Origin of the sequence: Bacillus sp. EE-W1 (assembly GCF_009760835.1) — a bacterium.
Lineage (GTDB): Bacteria > Bacillota > Bacilli > Bacillales > Bacillaceae_G > Bacillus_A > Bacillus_A wiedmannii.
This window is the reverse complement of record NZ_WIPE01000056.1, coordinates 61,740-82,578: the sequence shown is the minus strand read 5'-3', so window position 1 is coordinate 82,578 and position 20,839 is coordinate 61,740. Positions and strand designations below refer to the sequence as shown.

Annotated in this window: 22 protein-coding genes; 8 read left to right on the top strand and 14 right to left on the bottom strand. The window is 34.3% G+C overall.

Annotated features, from left to right (window positions below):
- Together GFJ36_RS29425 and GFJ36_RS08165 are read right to left on the bottom strand one after the other, a co-directional pair.
- On the bottom strand, positions 1-891 hold an 891-nt coding region (locus tag GFJ36_RS29425), incomplete at its 3' end, for a lyase family protein (RefSeq protein ID WP_242015945.1).
- 24 nt (positions 892-915) lie between these two features.
- Positions 916-2,187 carry a cation:dicarboxylate symporter family transporter gene (locus GFJ36_RS08165; protein ID WP_048543320.1) on the bottom strand — a complete coding sequence of 424 codons (1,272 nt, stop codon included), beginning with the start codon at positions 2,185-2,187 and terminating at the stop codon, positions 916-918.
- 376 nt (positions 2,188-2,563) lie between these two features.
- On the opposite strand from GFJ36_RS08165, the gene pyrH reads away from it, so the two are divergent.
- On the top strand, positions 2,564-3,307 hold the full coding sequence (gene pyrH / locus GFJ36_RS08160; RefSeq protein WP_048543321.1) for a UMP kinase: 744 nt from the start codon (positions 2,564-2,566) through the stop codon (positions 3,305-3,307).
- Between the two features lie 53 nt (positions 3,308-3,360).
- On the opposite strand, the gene cls is transcribed toward pyrH, so the two are convergent.
- From cls to GFJ36_RS08130, 6 genes are all read right to left on the bottom strand, one after another.
- Positions 3,361-4,572: a cardiolipin synthase gene (gene cls / locus GFJ36_RS08155; protein ID WP_142310376.1), complete on the bottom strand. Its 1,212-nt coding sequence runs from the start codon at positions 4,570-4,572 to the stop codon at positions 3,361-3,363.
- Between the two features lie 110 nt (positions 4,573-4,682).
- Positions 4,683-5,828, bottom strand: a complete 1,146-nt coding sequence (locus GFJ36_RS08150) for an ABC transporter permease (protein ID WP_098230233.1) — start codon at positions 5,826-5,828, stop codon at positions 4,683-4,685.
- Position 5,829: 1 nt separating this feature from the next.
- Positions 5,830-6,939, bottom strand: coding sequence for an ABC transporter permease (locus tag GFJ36_RS08145; RefSeq protein ID WP_087983105.1), 1,110 nt, complete (start codon positions 6,937-6,939; stop codon positions 5,830-5,832).
- Positions 6,940-6,976: 37 nt separating this feature from the next.
- A complete protein-coding gene (locus tag GFJ36_RS08140; RefSeq protein ID WP_001093813.1) occupies positions 6,977-7,915 on the bottom strand; it encodes an ABC transporter ATP-binding protein in 939 nt (312 codons plus the stop codon).
- Positions 7,916-8,052: 137 nt separating this feature from the next.
- The gene (locus tag GFJ36_RS08135) at positions 8,053-9,153 is read right to left on the bottom strand and encodes a sensor histidine kinase (RefSeq protein ID WP_097857306.1); all 1,101 of its coding nucleotides are present in this window, start codon (positions 9,151-9,153) and stop codon (positions 8,053-8,055) included.
- 4 nt (positions 9,154-9,157) lie between these two features.
- Positions 9,158-9,796 (bottom strand): response regulator transcription factor, encoded by a 639-nt coding sequence (locus tag GFJ36_RS08130; RefSeq protein ID WP_088082901.1) that lies wholly within the window; start codon positions 9,794-9,796, stop codon positions 9,158-9,160.
- Between the two features lie 283 nt (positions 9,797-10,079).
- On the opposite strand from GFJ36_RS08130, the gene GFJ36_RS08125 reads away from it, so the two are divergent.
- From GFJ36_RS08125 to exsE, 4 genes are read left to right on the top strand one after another with little or no spacing between them, the layout of a single operon-like run.
- Complete coding sequence (locus GFJ36_RS08125; protein WP_242015944.1) at positions 10,080-10,562, top strand: RNA polymerase sigma factor; 483 nt, start codon at positions 10,080-10,082, stop codon at positions 10,560-10,562.
- Complete coding sequence (locus GFJ36_RS08120) at positions 10,559-11,002, top strand: hypothetical protein (RefSeq protein ID WP_088082902.1); 444 nt, start codon at positions 10,559-10,561, stop codon at positions 11,000-11,002. The genes GFJ36_RS08125 and GFJ36_RS08120 overlap by 4 nt, the downstream gene beginning before the upstream one ends.
- Positions 10,995-12,065, top strand: a complete 1,071-nt coding sequence (locus tag GFJ36_RS08115) for a hypothetical protein (protein ID WP_098230232.1) — start codon at positions 10,995-10,997, stop codon at positions 12,063-12,065. Before GFJ36_RS08120 ends, GFJ36_RS08115 begins: the two co-directional genes overlap by 8 nt.
- On the top strand, positions 12,062-13,018 hold the full coding sequence (gene exsE, locus GFJ36_RS08110; protein WP_098230231.1) for an exosporium protein ExsE: 957 nt from the start codon (positions 12,062-12,064) through the stop codon (positions 13,016-13,018). Before GFJ36_RS08115 ends, exsE begins: the two co-directional genes overlap by 4 nt.
- Positions 13,019-13,047: 29 nt before the next feature.
- Here the strand turns inward: exsE and GFJ36_RS08105 are convergent, their stop codons facing one another.
- On the bottom strand, positions 13,048-14,295 hold the full coding sequence (locus GFJ36_RS08105) for a DUF445 domain-containing protein (protein WP_087983120.1): 1,248 nt from the start codon (positions 14,293-14,295) through the stop codon (positions 13,048-13,050).
- A gap of 159 nt (positions 14,296-14,454) precedes the next feature.
- On the bottom strand, positions 14,455-15,795 hold the full coding sequence (dsdA, locus tag GFJ36_RS08100; RefSeq protein ID WP_097889336.1) for a D-serine ammonia-lyase: 1,341 nt from the start codon (positions 15,793-15,795) through the stop codon (positions 14,455-14,457).
- 150 nt (positions 15,796-15,945) lie between these two features.
- Between dsdA and GFJ36_RS08095 the strand changes: the two genes are divergently transcribed.
- The 3 genes from GFJ36_RS08095 to GFJ36_RS29415 all read left to right on the top strand — a co-directional run bounded on the left by GFJ36_RS08095 (position 15,946) and on the right by GFJ36_RS29415 (position 17,939).
- Positions 15,946-16,491 (top strand): helix-turn-helix domain-containing protein, encoded by a 546-nt coding sequence (locus tag GFJ36_RS08095; RefSeq protein WP_000427657.1) that lies wholly within the window; start codon positions 15,946-15,948, stop codon positions 16,489-16,491.
- Between the two features lie 165 nt (positions 16,492-16,656).
- Positions 16,657-17,352, top strand: coding sequence for an acyl-CoA thioesterase/BAAT N-terminal domain-containing protein (locus GFJ36_RS29420; RefSeq protein WP_242015943.1), 696 nt, complete (start codon positions 16,657-16,659; stop codon positions 17,350-17,352).
- Positions 17,313-17,939 (top strand): acyl-CoA thioester hydrolase/BAAT C-terminal domain-containing protein, encoded by a 627-nt coding sequence (locus GFJ36_RS29415; RefSeq protein ID WP_242015942.1) that lies wholly within the window; start codon positions 17,313-17,315, stop codon positions 17,937-17,939. Before GFJ36_RS29420 ends, GFJ36_RS29415 begins: the two co-directional genes overlap by 40 nt.
- A 46-nt stretch (positions 17,940-17,985) precedes the next feature.
- On the opposite strand, the gene GFJ36_RS08085 is transcribed toward GFJ36_RS29415, so the two are convergent.
- From GFJ36_RS08085 to GFJ36_RS08070, 4 genes are read right to left on the bottom strand one after another with little or no spacing between them, the layout of a single operon-like run.
- On the bottom strand, positions 17,986-18,666 hold the full coding sequence (locus tag GFJ36_RS08085; RefSeq protein ID WP_142310778.1) for a prolipoprotein diacylglyceryl transferase family protein: 681 nt from the start codon (positions 18,664-18,666) through the stop codon (positions 17,986-17,988).
- A gap of 18 nt (positions 18,667-18,684) precedes the next feature.
- A complete protein-coding gene (locus tag GFJ36_RS08080; RefSeq protein WP_000733169.1) occupies positions 18,685-19,239 on the bottom strand; it encodes a TlpA family protein disulfide reductase in 555 nt (184 codons plus the stop codon).
- Between the two features lie 18 nt (positions 19,240-19,257).
- A complete protein-coding gene (gene ccdA, locus GFJ36_RS08075; protein WP_000990445.1) occupies positions 19,258-19,971 on the bottom strand; it encodes a cytochrome c-type biogenesis protein CcdA in 714 nt (237 codons plus the stop codon).
- A gap of 54 nt (positions 19,972-20,025) precedes the next feature.
- Positions 20,026-20,838: a M56 family metallopeptidase gene (locus tag GFJ36_RS08070; RefSeq protein ID WP_088608722.1), complete on the bottom strand. Its 813-nt coding sequence runs from the start codon at positions 20,836-20,838 to the stop codon at positions 20,026-20,028.
- Between the last annotated feature and the right edge of the window lies 1 nt (position 20,839).

Here is a 20,839-nt window from a genome sequence, read left to right as displayed (position 1 = left end):
AATTTTAGACATATTCATCATACATACTTTAAGTGCTGCTGATACTTCTGTGTATGCATCCGTATTTTGCGTTGCATCTACTAAGTCTTCTGCACCAACAAGTGGTAATTCACTGATTGCAGCTAAATGTTTTACAACTGCTTCAATATATTCTGGATCTGCATTTAAGCCTGTACCAACTGCAGTTGCTCCCATATTTACTTCATATAGATGTTGACGTGATTGCTTGATACGTTTCATATCACGTTCAAGTACGCGGGAATACGCTTTAAATTCTTGTCCAAGACGAATTGGCACAGCGTCTTGTAAATGTGTACGACCCATTTTAATAACATGATCGAACTGCTCTGCTTTTAATTCAAATACATCATGCATATACCCCATCGTTTGTAATAAACCTTCTAATGCGTTTAATGTTGCGATATGAATCGCCGTTGGGAATGCATCGTTTGTTGATTGCGCCATGTTTACATGACTATTTGGACTAATATAATGATAGTCTCCCTTTTCCATTCCTAATAATTCAAGAGCACGATTGGCCATGACTTCATTTGCGTTCATATTCATTGAAGTACCTGCTCCGCCTTGGATTGGATCTACGATGAAATGATCATGCCATTTTCCATCAAGAATTTCTTGAGCAGCTTCTGCGATCGCGCCGCCCTTGCTCAATTCCAATCTTCCTACATCTGTATTAGCAAGCGCTGCAGCTTTTTTTACAATTGCGAACGCTCTAATTAAACCTTCATGGATTTTATATCCTGTAATTGGGAAGTTTTCAACTGCACGCATTGTTTGTACGCCGTAGTATGCATAATTCGGTACTTCTTTTTCACCTAAAAAATCTTTTTCAATTCGAACACCATTTTTAACTTCAGTTAATGTTGCCATGATTATTCACTCCTTAACGATTTCTTATGCTGCTTTTGTTTCTTTGACTGTTTCTACATATTGTTTTGCTTTCTCATCATCGAATTCGCCTTCCCACTTCGACATAACAATGGCCGCTAATGCATTTCCTAATACATTGACAGATGAGCGAATCATATCTAAAATGCGGTCAATTCCCGCAATTAACGCGATACCTTCTAGTGGTAACCCCATTGAACCTAACGTTGCTAATACAACAACGAACGATGCACCTGGAACTCCCGCCATACCCTTGGATGTTAACATGAGAACGAATAATAACGTTATTTGCTCTGTCAGTGACATGTGCACACCGTACATTTGTGCAACAAACAATGCCGCTAACGCTTGATAAATAGCCGATCCAGTCAAGTTAAATGTATAACCTGTCGGAATTACGAAAGAGGCAACTGCCTTTGGACAACCGAATTCTTCCATTTTTCTCATTATATTAGGTAAAACAGCTTCTGAACTTGCTGTCGTAAATGAAAGAATGAGTTCTTCTTTTAAAATTTTCATTAATGTAAAAATGTTTACGCCAACCATTCGTGCATTAATACCTAATACAATCACAACGAATAGTATAACAGTTACGTATACAGCTAGCACTAGTTTTCCTAAAGGAAGTAGTGTTGCTACACCAAATTTTGCAACCGTAACCGCAATTAATGCGAATACACCAAATGGTGCAAATTTCATAACTTGATTTGTAACCCAAAACATCGCTTCGAGTACACCTTCAAAGAAGTTAAAGACAGGCTTCCCTTTTTCCCCAATTGCCGCAACTCCTAAACCGAATAATACGGAGAAGAAAATAATCGGTAATAAGTCACCTTGTGAAATCGATTCAAATACGTTTTTCGGTACAATATGAACAATCGTCTCAGCGAATCCTTTCTTCTCTGTAGCATCTGCCGTTTGTTTATAAGAAGAAATATCACTTTGCTGTAAATTACTCATATCAACGCCAGTACCTGGTTGGAATATATTCGCCGCAAGTAATCCCATTAAAATAGCAATCGTCGTAATAATTTCGAAATAAAGAATTGTCTTACCACCCAGTTTCCCAAGCTTCTTCATATCTCCTACACCAGCTACTGCAACAATTAATGCTGAAATAACAATCGGTACTACAATCATTTTAATTAAGTGAATAAATATATCCCCAATTGGTGTGATATAAGAAATCGCCGTTTTATTGCCATAAAAGACTGCCCCTACTACAATCCCTAAAACAAGCGCGACAAAAATTTGTGTTGCCAATCCGAATTTTTTCATTTATGTTCATCCCCTTCATGCGAACGCTTTCAATTTGAATTTATAAAAGCTACTCACACATCTTATAAGCGAACCTACAAAATCATACAAAAACCTACAAGTTCGTCACAAAAAATTCGAAAATTTTTCTTTTCTTTTTCATTGACACCTTTTTATTAAAAAGAGATACAATATACTTGATAAGTAATCAGATTGTTTCGTATAATCAAAAAGATATACACTTACAATAAATCGAAATGAAAAGGAGTGGATGGTATGAAAAATTATGTACAAAAATTCGTCCTATCTTCTTCTTTTCTTTTTCATTTTCTTAAAAAGGAACAAAGGCATTTGCCTTTGTTCCTTTTTTATTGCGATCTATATAGGGGGAATTGTTATGAAGCCATATAAAAGAGTCTTAATTAAATTAAGCGGCGGCGCACTTGCTGATCAATCCGGAAATAGCTTTAACTCCAAAAGATTAGAGCATATCGCAAACGAAATTATATCCATTATTGACTTAGGTATCGAAGTATCCATTGTCATCGGCGGCGGTAACATTTTCAGAGGTCATCTAGCTGAAGAATGGGGCATTGATCGAGTAGAAGCTGATAATATCGGTACGTTAGGTACAATCATTAACAGCTTAATGCTTCGCGGCGTCTTAACAAGTAAAACAAATAAAGAAGTACGCGTTATGACTTCCATCCCGTTTAATGCAGTAGCAGAGCCTTATATTCGCCTCAGAGCAGTACATCATTTAGATAACGGTTATGTTGTCATTTTTGGCGGCGGTAACGGGCAGCCGTTCGTTACGACAGATTATCCAAGTGTTCAAAGAGCCATTGAAATGAATAGTGACGCAATATTAGTCGCAAAACAAGGAGTAGATGGCGTCTTTACTAGTGATCCAAAACATAATAAATCAGCAAAAATGTACAGAAAACTAAACTATAACGATGTTGTTAGGCAAAACATTCAAGTCATGGATCAAGCCGCTTTATTACTTGCTCGTGATTACAATTTACCAGCACACGTCTTTAACTTTGATGAGCCTGGTGTAATGAAAAGAATTTGCTTAGGGGAGCATGTGGGGACATTGATTAATGATGATGCTTCATTGCTTGTGCATGAAAACTAATTATCTCTCATTAAAAAAGGGTGTCTATAAAAGACATCCTTTTTCATTAACCTTTATAAATAAAAATCCACTAATCCTGCCACTTTCTCCTTACAACGCTCCCAAAACGATAACTTCTCAAAAAATTGTTTCGTCATCTCTTTCGAATCACGAAAATCTTTTGTTAATGCCTCATTCACTTCTGATATGATAGTCCCACCGTGAATATACAAATTCATCTCATCATTCATATAAAAGCTACGTGCAGTCATGTTCGTTGTACCGATAACAGTTAGTTCATTATCAATTATCATTAACTTCCCATGAAACATTCCTTTTTTATAACCATATACTTTAATTCCATTATTAACAGCTTGACGAATATAAGGATACGCTGCCTCTTTAATGAGAGGAATATCTGGTTTATATGACCAAAGTATTTTCACTGTAACACCACGTTTTTGCGCTTCAATTAAAGCATTCATAAATTCTTTATTTTTCGCTATAAAATAAGGTGTTGTAATTACGATTGAATGCTTCGCTTGTTTTATTAATTCGATATACTTTTCAGCGACGTAATGTCCATTGTAGCTAGTCATCGTATGTAATGTATTCCCTTTACTAGCTTTATTCGTACTTCTTTTTATATTTTCTTTCGTATCTCGTTTCCAATCTGAAGCGAATTGCTCTTCTAAATCTTTTGCTCCTTCTCCTCTTATCCGCACATGATAGTCACGCCAATATCCAAAATGCTTATCTTTCCCTAAATACTCATCTCCTATATTAAAACCACCTGTATAGCCAATCTCCCCATCAATCGTCGTAATACGGCGATGATTACGATGGTGAAGTGAATAAAATCCGAATGGCAATTCAGGTTTTCTACTATATGTAAAATGTACACCACTTTCCCGCAATTCACTTATCATCTTGCTTTCAAATGATAAATCATTAATGCGATCAACGGATAAATAGACGTTTACTCCTTCTTTTGCCTTCTCTTTTAATAAGTTTAAAAAAGTATGGCTACTTTTATCATCCGACAAAATAAAAAAGTACGTGTAAATAGATTGCTTCGCTTCCCTTATATCAGTAAATAACTGTTTATAAAATGACTTTCCTTCTACAAATAATTGAAAATCACTATAATGAGGTGCATACTCTGTCGGCATGTTTTTCCCAGCTTCCATTTTCCTACCTAAAGTAACATCGATATGCATCCAAATTAAAATAAAAACAACAATAGCAATAATAATAGAAGTAACTCGCAATATTTTTTTAATCATTTTGATTTCCTTCCGCTCATTTTCTTTCTACCCTTCTATTTTGTCATTCCAATTTAGATTTCATGCTTCATACAAAAAAGGATGTGACTTAACGTCACACCCTTTTCATATTAAACAAAGTTTCTCGCATCATTATTTCTTCCAAACTTATAAATAGCAATTAAGAAGAATGCTACCGCAAAGGCAATTAAGATTAATATATTTAAATACAAATCTGAAATCGAAATTCCTTGTTGTAGTTTTGATACCGTATCTAATAGCCATCTTTGCGGAAGAAAATCAGCTACTTTTTGCACTGCTTTCGGCATAATGTCATACGGAAAATAGCATCCAGCGAGTAAACATGTCGGTACAATGATCATATTTTGCAGTGCATTTGCCGATGCTGAGTTTTTCGAAAAAGCGACAAGCACTAACGATATTCCAATCGCTATTAAAGCAAATAGCATGAGTACGCCAAGCATCACTATGAAAGGCATGTTGATATTCGTATGAAAAACATTCGTTAGGAATAGGATTGTAATCAGAATTTGTACTGTTAATATCATCATATTTACCCCGACATTAGATAATATGAATTTCTTCCCATCTATTGGCGTTGATAAGAGTCTAAAATACGTTCTATTTTCTTTTTCTTTTAAAATATAACCTGATAAGTTCGCTGCTGAAAATAGCATAAACATAATAAGATAACCCATCGTTTGGTTTGTCATATCTTTATTTTTCGAAGTATCTTCTAGCGTCTCAGTTTTCATTTTAAATGAACCTTTTTGATATCCTGCGTACATACTATCAAATGCACTTTGATCTGTTCCTGCTACTTTACTAATAGCTGCTACATTATCAATATAATTGTATAAATATGATTTTATAAATCCTGTTACTTGATCACCTTTAATCGATGAAATTTCAATATGATTTGGTTTCCCTTCTCGAACACTTTTTGAAAAACCAGATTCTAATGTAATAACTCCATCAAGTTTTTTGGAAGTAAGTTTATCTTCTACTTCAGATTCTTTAATTTTACTTACCTTTACATGATTTAATCCTTCTAAAAATTTCACCGTATCATTTGCTATAAATTGATTTTCTTTATTTATAACCCCGATATTTAACGTCCCTTGCCCGACATTCCCATACATTGAGAAGGAGATTAATGTTCCAATTATCGGCAAACTAATAATAATGAATAACCCTTTTTTATTTTTCAAAAGTACAGATAACGTTTTTTGTATGAGCCATAAAATATCTTTCATACTATAGCCCCTCCCGTCTACGTAATGCAATAATTGCAATTAATAAAAAGAGTGCCGAAATGCCAAGATTTAAACATATTACTGGCAGCGCTGCTCCTACATCATTTGCATAAATAATTTTCATAACAGCTGTGTTTGCCCACGTTAATGGTGATAAATTCGTAACGAAATTTTCTTCTATTACGAAATATGCACCACCAAAAATAGAGGCTAATTGCACAACTACAAGAATAATCGCTCTCGATGATTCAGCTGTTTTCGTAATATATCCAATCCCTAAACCGAAGCTAATTGCTAGAAAGATTTGTGTTAATAAAATAATAAATATGATTCCAAGATGTTCGCCCCAATTCGCTTGAAAGACAAATTTACTAAATAACATGACAAGTAATACGCAAAGAGCATTTGCTACTAGGCTACCAAGTACTTTTCCAATGAATATTTCAGCCTTACTTATAGGCGCAGCAATGAGGCGATCTCCTGTTTTACGTATTCGTTCTCCACGAATTAAAGAACTCGCTCCCATCGCAGCATATAGTGCAATCATCGTCGTCATTACAACCGCATAGTAATCCATAGAACCTGGCTTTTTCGCAGCTTGTAAAGATGTTTCTTTTATATAATCATTATGATTTCCGCTTGAAATAACCGCGCTCACCTTACTAGGATCAACTTTTGCAACTTCGGCCGCTACATTGTACTTATCAATAAATGTTGTAAGCATGCCTTCCACAATACTTCCCTCAATACTACTTTTGTCACTTCCGTAAAATTTCGCACCATCTTTATTTAATTCTACATAAGCAGCATATTTATTTTGCTTCACTTCTTCTTTCCCATCTATACTGCCTGAAGCTTTTTTAAAATGAATACCCGATTTATCGACTTCTTTCGTAAATGCTTCGAACGTTTGAGAAAATGTGCTACTTGCTTCATCTTTGTAGAGCACTTGTATATCTTTAATCGCTTGACTATCGCTATCAAATGCATTCGTTAACGCTGTTCCTAACACAAGCATTAGTACAATCGGAAATGCTAACATAAAAACTAAAGTTCTTACGTCTCTGAAATCTCTTTTAATATGCATAACTGCAATATTGAAGATGTTCAATTGATGAACCTCCCTTTACCTTTTCTTCATTTACCTTTTATTTATCTCGTAAGTTTCTTCCAGTCAACGTAAGGAATACTGTTTCTAAGTTCGGGGCCTGCTCCTCTAATGAACGAATTTCAATGTCATGATTAATGAAATGCTGAATAATTTTATTTAAATTATTTACTCCTGCATCCGAGTTTACCTTGATTACGTTCTCTTCAACTTGAACAGCTTTCACACCGTTTATCTCTTTTAACTTTTCTACATCTAAATTTTCTACTGACTTCACTTCAACCCAAATGTCTTTCGTATCAGTAATAATCGCTTTTAACTGTTCTTTCGTTCCTTCTGCAATCACTTTACCGTGATCTACAATTGCTATTTTCGTACAAATCTCTTCTACTTCTTCCATATAGTGGCTCGTGTAAATAATAGTGCTGCCCATTTCATTTAATTTTCGAACCGACTGGAGAATATAGTTTCTTGACTGTGGATCAATTCCAACTGTCGGCTCATCCATAATAATTAACTTCGGTCTATGAGCAATCGCACAAGCAATATTCAGTCTTCGTTTCATCCCGCCTGAAAAGTTTTTCGGGTAACTTTTATGTTTATCACTAAGTCCCACAAATTGAAGTGCTTCCTCTACTCTCGCTTTTAGTTCAGCTCCTCTTAACCCGTACAGTCCAGCAAAGAATTTCACATTTTCATAGGCAGTTAACTCTTCATAAATCGCAATATCTTGCGGAACGATACCGATATTCATCTTCGCAAATCGATTATGTTTCTTTATATTTTTTCCTAATATGCTAATTTCACCTTCATTACTTCTTAACAACCCAGCAATCATATTTATCGTTGTACTCTTACCAGCACCATTTGATCCTAAAAAGCCAAATATCTCTCCTTCTTTAATAGATAAAGACATATTATCTACCGCGATGAAATCACCAAATTTTTTCGTTAAATTTTTAATTTCTAATGTATTCATCATTTCACCCCTATTTCGGTTTCTCTACTATTCATTATAAACAAAAAAAATGAACCTGCTCAGTGCAGAAGTTCATTCTTTTTACATGAGATTATTCACTTTTTTCATATGAGATGATTCATCTTCGTCCCATTTTCTTATATCGGCAACAGCATCGTTACTGAAAAGCCACTTGTTCCATCTACAATAATTTTTCCGTTTACTGATGCTGTTCGCTCCTCCATCCCCATAATCCCGAGACCTTTCTTAACGAGAGCTGCACCTTTTCCGTTATCCTTCACTTGTACTTTCACCATCTTGTTAAGTACATGAATATCGATTGAAATGACTGTCGCATCAGCATATTTCATCGCGTTCGTTAGTGCCTCCGTAACATTCTCACCGATAATCTTCCACTGAATCGGTGAGATCATATCTAAATTCCCTTTATATACGAAAGGAATATTTATATCATGCTTACCGGCAAATTCCTCTATGAATAATTTCATACGATGAATGCCAATTTGCTCCGTTGGTGGCTTCATATTTTTTAATGTAACTCGAATACTTTCAATTCCATCTTTCGATATATGAATTGCATTTTGTAATAACTCGGCAGATTTTTCTTTATCTATCCCCATTAATCTCTTTGCTGCTTCCATTTGAATTAGCGCCCCTGTCATCGAGTGGCCAATTTTATCATGAATTTCTTGTGACAACCGATTTCTCTCTTCTAACTTAAATGTGTACTCTGATTGCTTTATGTACTCTTTATTTTCATTTAAGCTTTTCGTCAGCCGCTGCATATCTTTTCGCATCTTATCATTTTGTGATTCAAGCTTTAATACACGCGATATATACCGTTCTGCCATAGTTAATACGATGAAAGAAAATGTAACAATTAATCCATATGTCATTCGAATACTTTCTTCTGTAAAGATAATGGGAATCATCATAATGATAAAGAGCTGCCATTTCTTCTCTATATAACGAAATATAACTTCATATAAGTTCAATGGTAAAAATAAAATAAAAAACGGATGAACCTTCCATGTAAATAACATAACTATGCCAATTGACAGACTAGATAATATATTTTTGTACGTATCTTGTTTAAATATAGAGATCAGCACATTTACAGAAAGATATAAAAGCAAAGTAAGTATAATCCATGGTAAGTTCACAACATTTAAATAAATGTAACTAAACACAATATATATAAAGACAATTAATTTACTTACAATTAACCAAAATTCCATATCTTTAATCTACTTTCCCTGTTAAATAATAAATCGCAATTTGTGTGCGATGTTCAAGTCCAGTTTTCCCTAAAACTGATGTAATATAATTTGCAATCGTTCCTTCTGATATGAAAAGTTGCTTTGAAATTTCTTTATTTGAGAAACCTTTCGCAATTAATGCGATAATACTAAGTTCTCTTTCTGTAAAAAGACTTGTATCTATTTTACATTCGTCCTCTTTGCTTTCCATTAAATTGCACTTAATTTTATCAAGCACTACATCTTGCATAACAGTTTGACCGTTATATACTCCTTTTATTGCATCACGAATACGCTCTGGATCATTATTTTTTAATAAATAACCTTTCGCCCCGTTTTTTACTGCGTCCAAAATATATTCATCATCATCGAACGTCGTTAAAATTAGCGGTTTCGTTTTCGTCCCTTCACAAATGAATTTCGTTGCCTCTACCCCGTTCATATTTGGCATGCGGACATCTAAAAGAGCGATATCAACGTCGTTCTTTTTGCAATAGTCCACTGCTTCTTTCCCATCATTTACTGTATCTACAACTTCAAACTCTTCATATGTATTTAAAATAATTTTCATGCCTTCTCTAATAAAAGAATTATCATCTGCTATTAATATTTTAATTTTCATGTTTGTTAGTGTGGACCTTCCCCTACTAACATTCACATCCTTTCTTCACGTAACATTTCCTACTTGCTCATTATATACTTCTCTTTACCATTTTTTCACACCTTTTTTCATATAGCTTCCTTCCTAAAAATATATTATTCTTTTTTTACAACATGTGTAGGGTGACCGATCATTTCTTACGTCTATATAATAGAATGCGTCAAAAAGGAGGGAGAGACCCATTGAGGAAAAACAATTAATTGAAAAAGCACAGCAAGGAAGCGAACACGCTTTTCGTATCCTTGTGCAAACATATCGTCATTATATTTTTCAAGTTATCTTTTCTATTTTAAGACATGAAGAAGATACGAAAGATGTTACACAAGAAGTATTCGTAAAAATTCACGCCTCTCTCCCTAATTATCAATTTCGCGGATTAAAAACTTGGATGGCGCGTATTGCCACCAATCACGCTATTGATTATAAGAGGAAAAAAGCTAGAGAAAATGAAGAACTCTCCTTATGTAAAGAAACTGAGGAAAATATAAAATCCTCTCATAACGTTGAGGATTTATTATTGACGAAAGAGCAAAAATTACTCATTGCTCAAAAACTGAGAGAACTTCCCGAGAATTACCGTGACATCGTTCTCTCACATTACTTAGAAGAAAAAAGCTATCAAGAAATTGCTTTGCAGGAAAACATCGAAGTGAAAACAGTCGAAATGAAACTGTATCGGGCAAGAAAGTGGATTAAAAAACATTGGAAGGAGGAAGAGTTTCTATGACGCATTATTCAAAAGAAGATTGGCGCAATTATACTTTAGATTTTATAGAAAGCAATGAACGTGAATCTATGGAAGAACACCTTTATGAATGTGATCATTGTTTAGCACTTTATATGGAAAGTATCGATGAACAACATGAAAACCTTCCAATGATAAATGATGATTCATTTACGAATGAAGTTATGACGCAAATTGATTTTGAAACGCTACAACCTAATGAAAATATAAAAACAAACTCATTAAAGCGAACGATTATTCACTACATAATTGCGACCGCAGCTACAATTATTTTTATGGTAAGTGGTTTATTCCAGTATATTTTCACAGCGACATCAAATTTCGAGAAATCTTCAAAACATAACGAGTCTTCTATTTCACAACAAATTGTAAACAAATCGGTAGATACATCAAAAAAGGACGGAGGTTCAAAGCATGAATAAAAATCCCTTTTTAGCACTTGTATTAGGGCTAATTCCTGGGCTTGGACATTTATATTTAAAGAAGTTTGGACGGCTTATTTTATATAGCGGAGGGGCTTTATTACTATTTTCTTTTGCAGTTTTTTGCGTAGTAGAATTAATAGCGCGTGAGTTGGCTTTTATCTCTCTATTTTTACTAGTCGTGTTATGGGTGGTCAATTTACTAGATTTAGTTATCACTATTATTAACCAATCAAAAAAACAAGCAGCCGGAGAATTAACAGATTCCTCTAAAGAAAGCGAACGATTTTATATCATTCTCCTATCCATCATACCTGGACTTGGTCATTTCCAATTAGGGCTTATGCAACGTGGACTTACATTTTTAGTAGCTTGCACAGGGATCGGAAGTATGATTATTTTCGTTGCACTTTTAACATCACAAGAAAGTTTCCTTATCTTCCTTATAACATTACCTGTTTTATGGATTTACAATTTCTTCGATGTTGTTCAGCAACTCCAGAAAAAAGAACGTGGCGAGCAACTAGATGACCGTACTATTTTCGAAGAGTTTGAAGAGCATCGTGAACAAGGAAAGAAGAATAAAACATTCGCTTCTATTTTAGCGATGTTCCCTGGAGCGGGACATATGTATTTAGGCTTACAACGCCGCGGTCTTCAGCTTATGGCAGCCTTTTTACTTTCCATCTATTTACTCGACTTATTAAGACTTTCAGCGTTTTTATTTTTAGTACCAATCATTTGGTTCTATAGCTTCTTTGACGCTTTACAGCAAACTGCAAAGTATGGAAAAGAACGTGTACATGACGAACCTATCATTGATTATTTTATCAATCATCAAAGATGGATCGGTATTGGGTTAATTACACTCGGTGGTTATTATTTATTAGATCAAACACTCCTTCCTATTTTGAATGATTACTTTGCAACTATATTTAACATTCATCTTAGCGAGCTATATTATCGCTATTTCCAAACATCTATCGTTGCACTCCTCTTAATTGGTGGCGGCTTTAAATTGTTACTTGGAAATAAAGAAAACAAAGGTGGTACAAAAGAATGAGAACATGGCGCGTTGGAACATTTTCAATGGGGCTTTCTATTATTTCATTAGGTTGCTTCTTACTATTTTCAGTTGTAAAAGGTACTGAGGTATTAGATTCCTTAACAGCATGGTGGCCTGTTTTACTTATTATTCTTGGCGTGGAAATTTTACTATACCTTCTATTTTCTAAAAAGGAACAATCCTTTATTAAATATGATATTTTTAGTATTTTCTTTATCGGCGTTTTAGGAAGCGTTGGAATTGCTTTTTACTGTTTATTATCAACTGGATTACTAGATGAAGTTCGTCATTCTATTCATACCACTCGCCAAACGAGCAATATTCCAAGTGGACAAATTGATATACCTGAATCTATCAAAAAAATTGTAGTGGATGCAGGACAGCACCCTCTAACAATAGAGGGAAATGATACAAATCAAATTCACCTTCTTGGAACATATGAAATGACGACGAAAACTAATGAAAAACTTAATTTAAAACAAGAAGATTTCCTTTCGGTTCAAACAGCTGGGGAAACGATGTATATTACTTTAAAATCATTACCCGTTCAACATACGTTATGGAATTCAGCACCACAAGTCAAACCGACACTCGTTCTTCCGCAAAATAAAAATGTAGAAGTTCGTGCTTCAAATAACGAACTATCCCTTTATCCTGGTCAATTACAAAATAATTGGTTTGTACAAGAAAGTTCACATGTATCTGTTCATTTAGCAAAAGAAAGCGATGTATCTTTAATCGCCATAACAAACAAAAAAGAATCCCACGGAAACACACCTTGGGAACAAGTTGAAGATTTAACGAAAAAAGAAGAGAATACTTCAGAAGAAAATAAAGAATTCAACGAACAAGAACATTGGTATAAAAATTCAATTAAAACAGGCAATGGGACGTACAAGTTAAATATTGAAAAAGCTTATAATATCAATATGAGTATTATTGAAAAATAAAAACCTTCCACAATTGTGGAAGGTTTTTCTCATATAATCGCTTTAATTCCTTCTAACACTAATCCAATCATAAATCCGCAAACAGCCCCGTTTACTCGGATCCACTGTAAATCTTTACCGACGTTATTTTCAATCATTTCAATTAACGTTTTATCATCTAACTTATCAAGGTTTTCTTGTACAAGTTTTCCGATTTTCGAATGATTCTTTTCCACAAGTGTGACAACTTGTTTTTGTAACCAATCTTCTATTTTTTGAACAGTCTGTTCATCTTCTTTTATTTTATTCATTTGTGTTTGTAAAAATGGAATAACATATTTATCCGTAAACTCTTCGTTTTTCACAAAAGTAATTGCCCTTTGTTGCACTTGCTCCAGCATCTCTTTAATTTTGTCAGTAGCATTCCAATTGGCAATCCATTTTTCTTTCCAATTTTCTAATTCTTGTAGTAAAGCTTCATTTTCTTTTACATTTATAATTTCTTGACGAATTTTCGATAATATAAGTTGTCTCGTACTATTATCTGCATCTTGTAAGCTGTTAATATTGCTAATAATAAATTTCTGCAAAATGCCGCCAATTTTATCTTCATCTACAATATTCATAAACGATTTCAAAGTAAACTGTAAAAATCCATCTACTTTTATGTTTTCCATCGCCTTCATACCTAAGCTTCCGAGCTGGTAACGTGCTTCATCTTGCGCTGTCCAATCTTTCACTTTTACTAATATGTAATCCAGTGTCTTTTCATCGTACTCTTGCACTACCAATTGATCAACAAGCACTTGTAATATGTTACTTGTATTAATTGTATGCAAATACGTTTTTAATTCTTTTTCAATAATAACCGCTAACTTTTCCGTATCTATTGTAACAATCGCCTTCTCAGCAATTTTTACAATTCCCTTTTTCACAGCGTCAGACTGCATTTCTCTCTCAGCGATTTGCAGTACCATTTGCGCTAGCTGCATTTCTTTTACTTTATTCGTAATACTTTCTTTCGTCAGCCACTCATTTTCTAACGTATGAATGAGCCCTTTCGTTACTCGTTTACGATTTTTAGGTAATAACGCTGTATGAGGAATTGGAATTCCCATCGGATGACGGAATAATGCTGTAACTGCGAACCAATCCGCAAGTCCACCAACTAATCCAGCTTCAAATCCCCCTTGTATAATCTCTCCAGCTACCGTTCCTTGAAAAGGGATAGAAGCCGCAAAACCTACTCCCATAACCCCAAGCGAAATACCCGCTATATATTTAGTCTGTAATGACATCGTATACACATCCTCTTATTATGTAAAATAAAGCTTTTTTGTTATGTTTATTTGCTATTCGTTCTTTATATCTATACTATAATGAACTAATGCGAAAATAACAAAGAATTTATAATAATACATATGTCATATAAATAAAAAATGAGGCCACAATTAGCCTCATTTTTCTAATATTATTAATGACTCACCTGTTTTATAATATCCACTCATCACATCTTCTGGAACCATACTACCGCCAGTTCCCCACACAATATGAGTACCTTTCTTCATCTTCTCTGTTAACTGTTGTTTTTGTAAATACTCATCTTCTTTGCATACTTTCACTGGCCCTATCATTCCCGCTAGCGCAGAAGGCTCTAAATAAATATTTTCCGTATCAGCTAGTTCTTTTAACAATCTATATAACTCTTCATCACTTACTGTGTAATTTCCACTCAAAAATGGTTCCATCGTTTTACCGACAAATCCAGACGGTCTTCCTACCGCTAGTCCGTCCGCGTCTGTTACATTATCAATCCCGATATCTTGAACGGCAATTTTATCATGAAGTCCTGTCATTAAACCGAGTAACATACATGGAGAGTGCGTTGGCTCCCCAAAGAAACAGTGTACGTTGTCTTTATACAATAACTTTAAACCAAATGCGACTCCGCCAGGTCCGCCACCTACTCCGCAAGGAAGGTAAACGAATAAAGGGTGCTCTTCATCTACTACAATCTCTAACTCTTCTAATTGCTTTTGTAATCGCGATGCTGCTACTGCGTATCCTAAAAATAAATCATGTGAGTTTTCATCATCTACAAAATAACAGCTAGGATCTGCATCCGCTTGCTGACGCCCCTCTTCTACTGCTTTACTATAATCAGCTTCATATTCAATAACGTTTACACCTTTACTTCTTAATAAATCTTTTTTCCATTCTTTTGCGTCTGCTGACATATGAACAGTTACGTTAAAACCTAGTTTTGCACTCATAATCCCAATGCTTAGTCCTAAATTACCTGTAGAACCTACCGCAATTGAGTATTTTGCAAAAAACTCTCTACATGTATCACTGTCTAAAATGGAATAATCATCTTCTTCTGTTAACATTCCATACTGCAAAGCTAATTTCTCCGCATGCTTCAGCACTTCATAAATGCCGCCTCTAGCTTTAATTGACCCTGATATCGGAAGCCCGCTATCACACTTTAATAGTAATTCACCTAATATAGGTTTCCCGTAATTTTTCTCTAAAGACTGTTTCATAGTAGGTATCTTCACTAAAGGTGATTCTATAATGCCGCCCGTTTCTTTCGTTTCTGGAAAAACTTTCGCAATGTACGGTGCAAAACGCTTTAACCTCTCTTCCGCATCTTTTACATCACCTTCATTCAATGGGGAATCTTTTATTGCCGTTTCATACTTTTCCATGTTCGGATTCACCCAAAACACTTCTTCTGTTGAGATTAATTTATTTAATAGTGGATATTCCTCTTTTAATTTCTCTATTCCCTTCATTTCTCTTCCTCCTCATAACCTTGTAGCTTACGATTCAATAAATTATAATTAAATTAATTTTAATTTAGTTTAACATAAATTATTTACTTTAGTTAATTTTAATTTAATTTATTTAAATATAATTTAATAATTAGTTAGGAGCCTTTCATTATGGAAAATATAGATATTGGTAAAAAGATTGAAAAGCAAAGAAAAGAAAAAGGTTTAACTAGTAAAGAACTAGCAACGATGGCAGGTATTACACCATCTATGTTAAGTCAAATTGAGCGTGGGTCTGCTAACCCTTCTATTCAAACATTAAAAGTACTCGCTAAAGCTCTTGATGTTCCAACATTTAGCTTTTTATTGGAAGATACAAATACAGACGATTTAATTGTACGTTCTCATAAACGAAAAAAAATGATTATCGATAATTTATCATATGAATTGCTATCACCTGATTTTACAGGAAATTTAGCAACAGCAATTATGACTGTTCCACCGAATACAGCTTCATCAGAAAATGTACTAGAACATAAAGGTGAAGAGTTAGCATACGTATTAGACGGGAAAATTACATTACATTTAAATGAAGAAGAATACATATTAGAAACGGGTGATAGCGTAAAAATACCCGCTTATTTAAAACATAAATGGGTAAATCAATTCGAGAAAAATGCAATTGTTTTATTTTCTGTTACTCCGCCGATTTTTTAATATATTTAAGAAAAACAGGATAATCCTTGTTAAACATGGATTATCCTTCTTATTTAATAAGAAGGATAATCCTCCTCATATTAATAAAACTCTATTTACAGTAGAGGTCTATTTTGTTATTCGTAGAAAACTTGTTATATATAATTTAAATTGAGGTGTTATGAAATGAACATTCACAAAAAAACGAAGCCCCGCATTCATGTTAGTTCGTCAATCTCATTAATTGATTCTCCCATTCAAATTTATATAACCGGATTAGAACCTTTACAAGAAGTAACAATAAGAGCCTCCAGAATTGCCGAGGGAATAAATGATATATATTTAGAATCAAATGCCACCTTTATTGCATCTAAAAATGGGAATGTAAACCTTACCGAACAAGCACCTATTACTGGCTCTTATACAGGGATTGATGGAATGGGATTATTTTGGTCCTTAGACATTATTAAAATAAACGAACATCACGATTCTATTCGAAATTATAAGAATCCATTGTCGCCTCAAAACTTAACTTTATCACTTGAAATGAATGGATCTACTATCGATGAAATAAACATCTCAAGATTATGGAAATCCAAACAAATCGTTCGGTATCCAATTAGAGAAAATGGATTGATTGCCACCTTTTTCTACAACGAAAATAAAAAAGCGAATCCAGGAATTATTGTACTCGGCGGTTCGGAGGGGGGATTAAATGAATACCTTGCCGCTTTACTTGCATCACATAATTTTTCAGTACTCGCCCTCGCTTATTTCGGAATCGATAATCTACCAAAACAACTTGTAGAAATCCCCCTTGAATATATAAAAACAGCCATTGAGTGGATGAAACACGAGAAGAAGTCACCAAAAATTGGTTAGGTATACATGGTACCTCTCGAGGAAGTGAACTAGCCCTTTTATCAGCATGCTTTTTCCAAGAAATAAATGCTGTCGCCTCTCTAAATGGTTCCGCTATTGCATTAAGTGGTATTGTACCGTGGTCCGATGCTACAACATTACCTCCTGCTTGGACATATAAAGGGAAAGTATTACCGTATGCGTCTCCAATAAATCCCATCTCCGTCGCACTCGAATGTCGTAAAATGTTTGAAGAACATAGGGGAATGCCATATAGAAAGTGGTATAACGCTTTAACTTCAGATTCTAAAGTTGTTGAAAATGCTACTATACCAGTTGAAAAAATTAATGGAGATGTATTGCTAATTGCTGGTGAAGAAGATGAAGCTGATATTGTAAGATTATCAAAAAAAGCAATTAATAGATTGGATACATTTCATTCTCCTCATTTTTATAAACAACTCGTATATAAAGGGGCTGGTCATTCTATCGGCATCCCCTATTTAAGAATAAATTATAACCAAGGGAGCAAAAAAGATAACGCTTTTGCTAGTATTGATTCTTGGAAGGAAACCATTCATTTTTTTCAGAAAAGCGCTCAATCCTAATGATAAAGAGGTATGCGTGTATGAAAATCTCATACATGCATACCTCTTATTTTTTCGGCACCAACAATATCCCTAAACTAATAAAAAAGAAGCTCATTATTTGCTGTATTGATAAACCAAATAAAACCGAATTTTGTTCACTAACAAGCGAAATAATGATATGAGCAACTCCCTCAACTATTAGAAAAACACTTATATTCTTTCCATTTCCGAGCCTTTCATTTTTCATCCATAACAAGCCGATTATACAAAGGGCGAGGATGATCTCGTATACGAAAATAGGGTGATATAAAAATTTAGATTCATATATTTTCACACCCCAAGGCAATGTCGTTTGTACACCTATTTTGTGGTTGAATAGAAAATAAAAAATAATGCTCATACATAGTCCAATAGGTAATGCATCAAGTAAAATACGAAGCGAAAATTGTCCCTTTTTACTTTTCCAAACAATGTATATACTCGCAATTACACATCCTGCTATAATATGCTGCATACTTCCTACAGCTAATAGTGCCTGCAATGGCGACCTAAAGGCCCATACTGGATTTAAAATTGCCGGTGCAAATTTCCATACAAATACGATGATAAGAAAAGCATTTGTTACTGCATCCATCATTTTTTCATATGGTACACTTTCGTTCTTCATCTTTCGTTTCATCAACATAAATCCAAATAAACTTCCAATTATAAGAGATACGGGTTGTAACCTCACGATCCACTCCATCAATACAAAATCCCCTCTTTAACTCTCAATTAATTTCTTAAATTTCTCTTCTAATTGATCTGGAGGTAATACGCCTCGTACTTGCTCTACGATAATTCCATCTTTATTAACAAAAAATGTCGTTGGTAACGAAAATACTTTATAATCTAATCCAGCTACTCCGTCCATATCTAGTAAAACAGGAAACTTAAATCCGTGACGATCTGCAAATGCACTCGCTTCTTGTACTGGATCTCCAATTGTCGCATTTACCGCAAAAATTTCAACATCCTTTTTATATTTATCATACATACGAACTAAGTCAGGTGCCTCCATTTCACATGGGCCACACCATGATGCCCAAAAATTAATAAGGTATGGCTTGCCTTTTGCATCATTTAACGAATACAGCTTCCCGTCTAACCCTTTTAATGTTATGTTTGGCGCTTTAAATCCTACTTGTGGTAATACTTCTGTTTCTTGTAACTCCGCTTGTTTTGCTTTTCTTTCTTTTTCTTCTTTCTTTGTATTATAAAAATTAACTCCGGCCCAAATTAATGCCCCGGCCAGTATAATCGCAATTAGTTTCTTCACTTTTCTTCCTCCTCATTTTTAAAAGCCTGTAAATCCACCGAATAGACGAATAAAGAATGCGGTAATTTTCGTCATTTGATTTGTATACAATAAAACCCCTGTTACAATCATCATTCCACCGCCAATTTTCATCATGACATTGGCATATGTAACAATCCATTTTACTTTCCCAATAAAGAATGCCATCACGAAAAACGGAACCGCAAACCCAAGAGTATACGCGGTAATATAAAGAAGTGCCCCTTCAGGATTTGTCGCACCAAGCATGAGTACAGCTGAAAATATCGGTCCAACACATGGCGTCCAACCCGCTGCATATGTCATACCGACTAAAATCGAGCGAATATATCCAGTCGATTTACTTCTGTATTGTACTTTTTTCTCTGCCATAAGCCACTTAGGTTGAAACAAACCTGTCATAAACAGTCCCATCAAAACAATAAAAACCCCACCAATTTGTTGAATCAATTTTTGGTTAGATGAAAATGTTATTCCAATCCAACTTACCGATAAACCTAACGCATAAAATATAACCGAAAATCCGATCATAAAAAATACGGTATGTATAATCGCTGATTTTTGCATAATTCCACGATTCTCTTTTAAATCTTGAATAGACACACCTGTAATATATGATAAATAAGATGGATATAGCGGTAAAGAACATGGTGATATAAATGACAATACCCCTGCCCCAGCTACAAGCCAAATTGTTAAATCTGCTGCATTCATTTTACTCCCCCTAAAACACTACAATAAGTAGTGTTAATTCTTAAAAAAAAGAGGCTATATGCACTCTCCGACAATAAGTACAATCGACATACAGAATAAACCTAATGTTACATATACCGAATTCGTATGTAATGGAATATTGAGCTTAACAACTTTTTCATTTAACACTTGCTCGATTCGTAAATTTATTGCTGTTTTTGCAAATGAAGCTGTCACACATCGATTTTCCATTGTCTTTATTTTAATTAATTTTAATAACGCACTACCTAATTCGAATGAAGATTTCATCTTTTGCATTGCATATTTATCTGCTGCTAGCTCCTGATACACATGATAGCGCTGCAATAACCCTTTTAATATCGGGATGTACACCATTCCTTCTGCTAATAACGTAAAACAAAATAATTTTAATGGATCTCGATTAGTTTGATGATATTCTTCATGGAAAATAATCGCATCCATTTCTTCATCTGAAAATGTTTGAAGCATGCCTTCTGACATGACAACTTTCGGACGAAATAACCCAATTGTAAATGCCGCAACTTCTAAGGTCGGCAATATATATATTTGTTTTCCTTTTCGAATGAAAGGGATAAGTACTTTTTGTAATTTTTTACTATAGAAAAATTGTCGCCAAATTCTTTTGCACACTATGAGTACTGTAAGTAATAGTAATCCAGCAATTATAATACGAATGAGCGATAATTCCTTCATATGTTTTTCTAATTGAAACAAGCAAAAATTTGAAAAAAAGAACGCCTTATTTTGAAACAGAAATGGATATGTAACGTAATACACTAACATACTGAAAAAGAGGGTACTAACAATTACTGCTAACAATACGATTTTACGCATTTGCCATTTCATT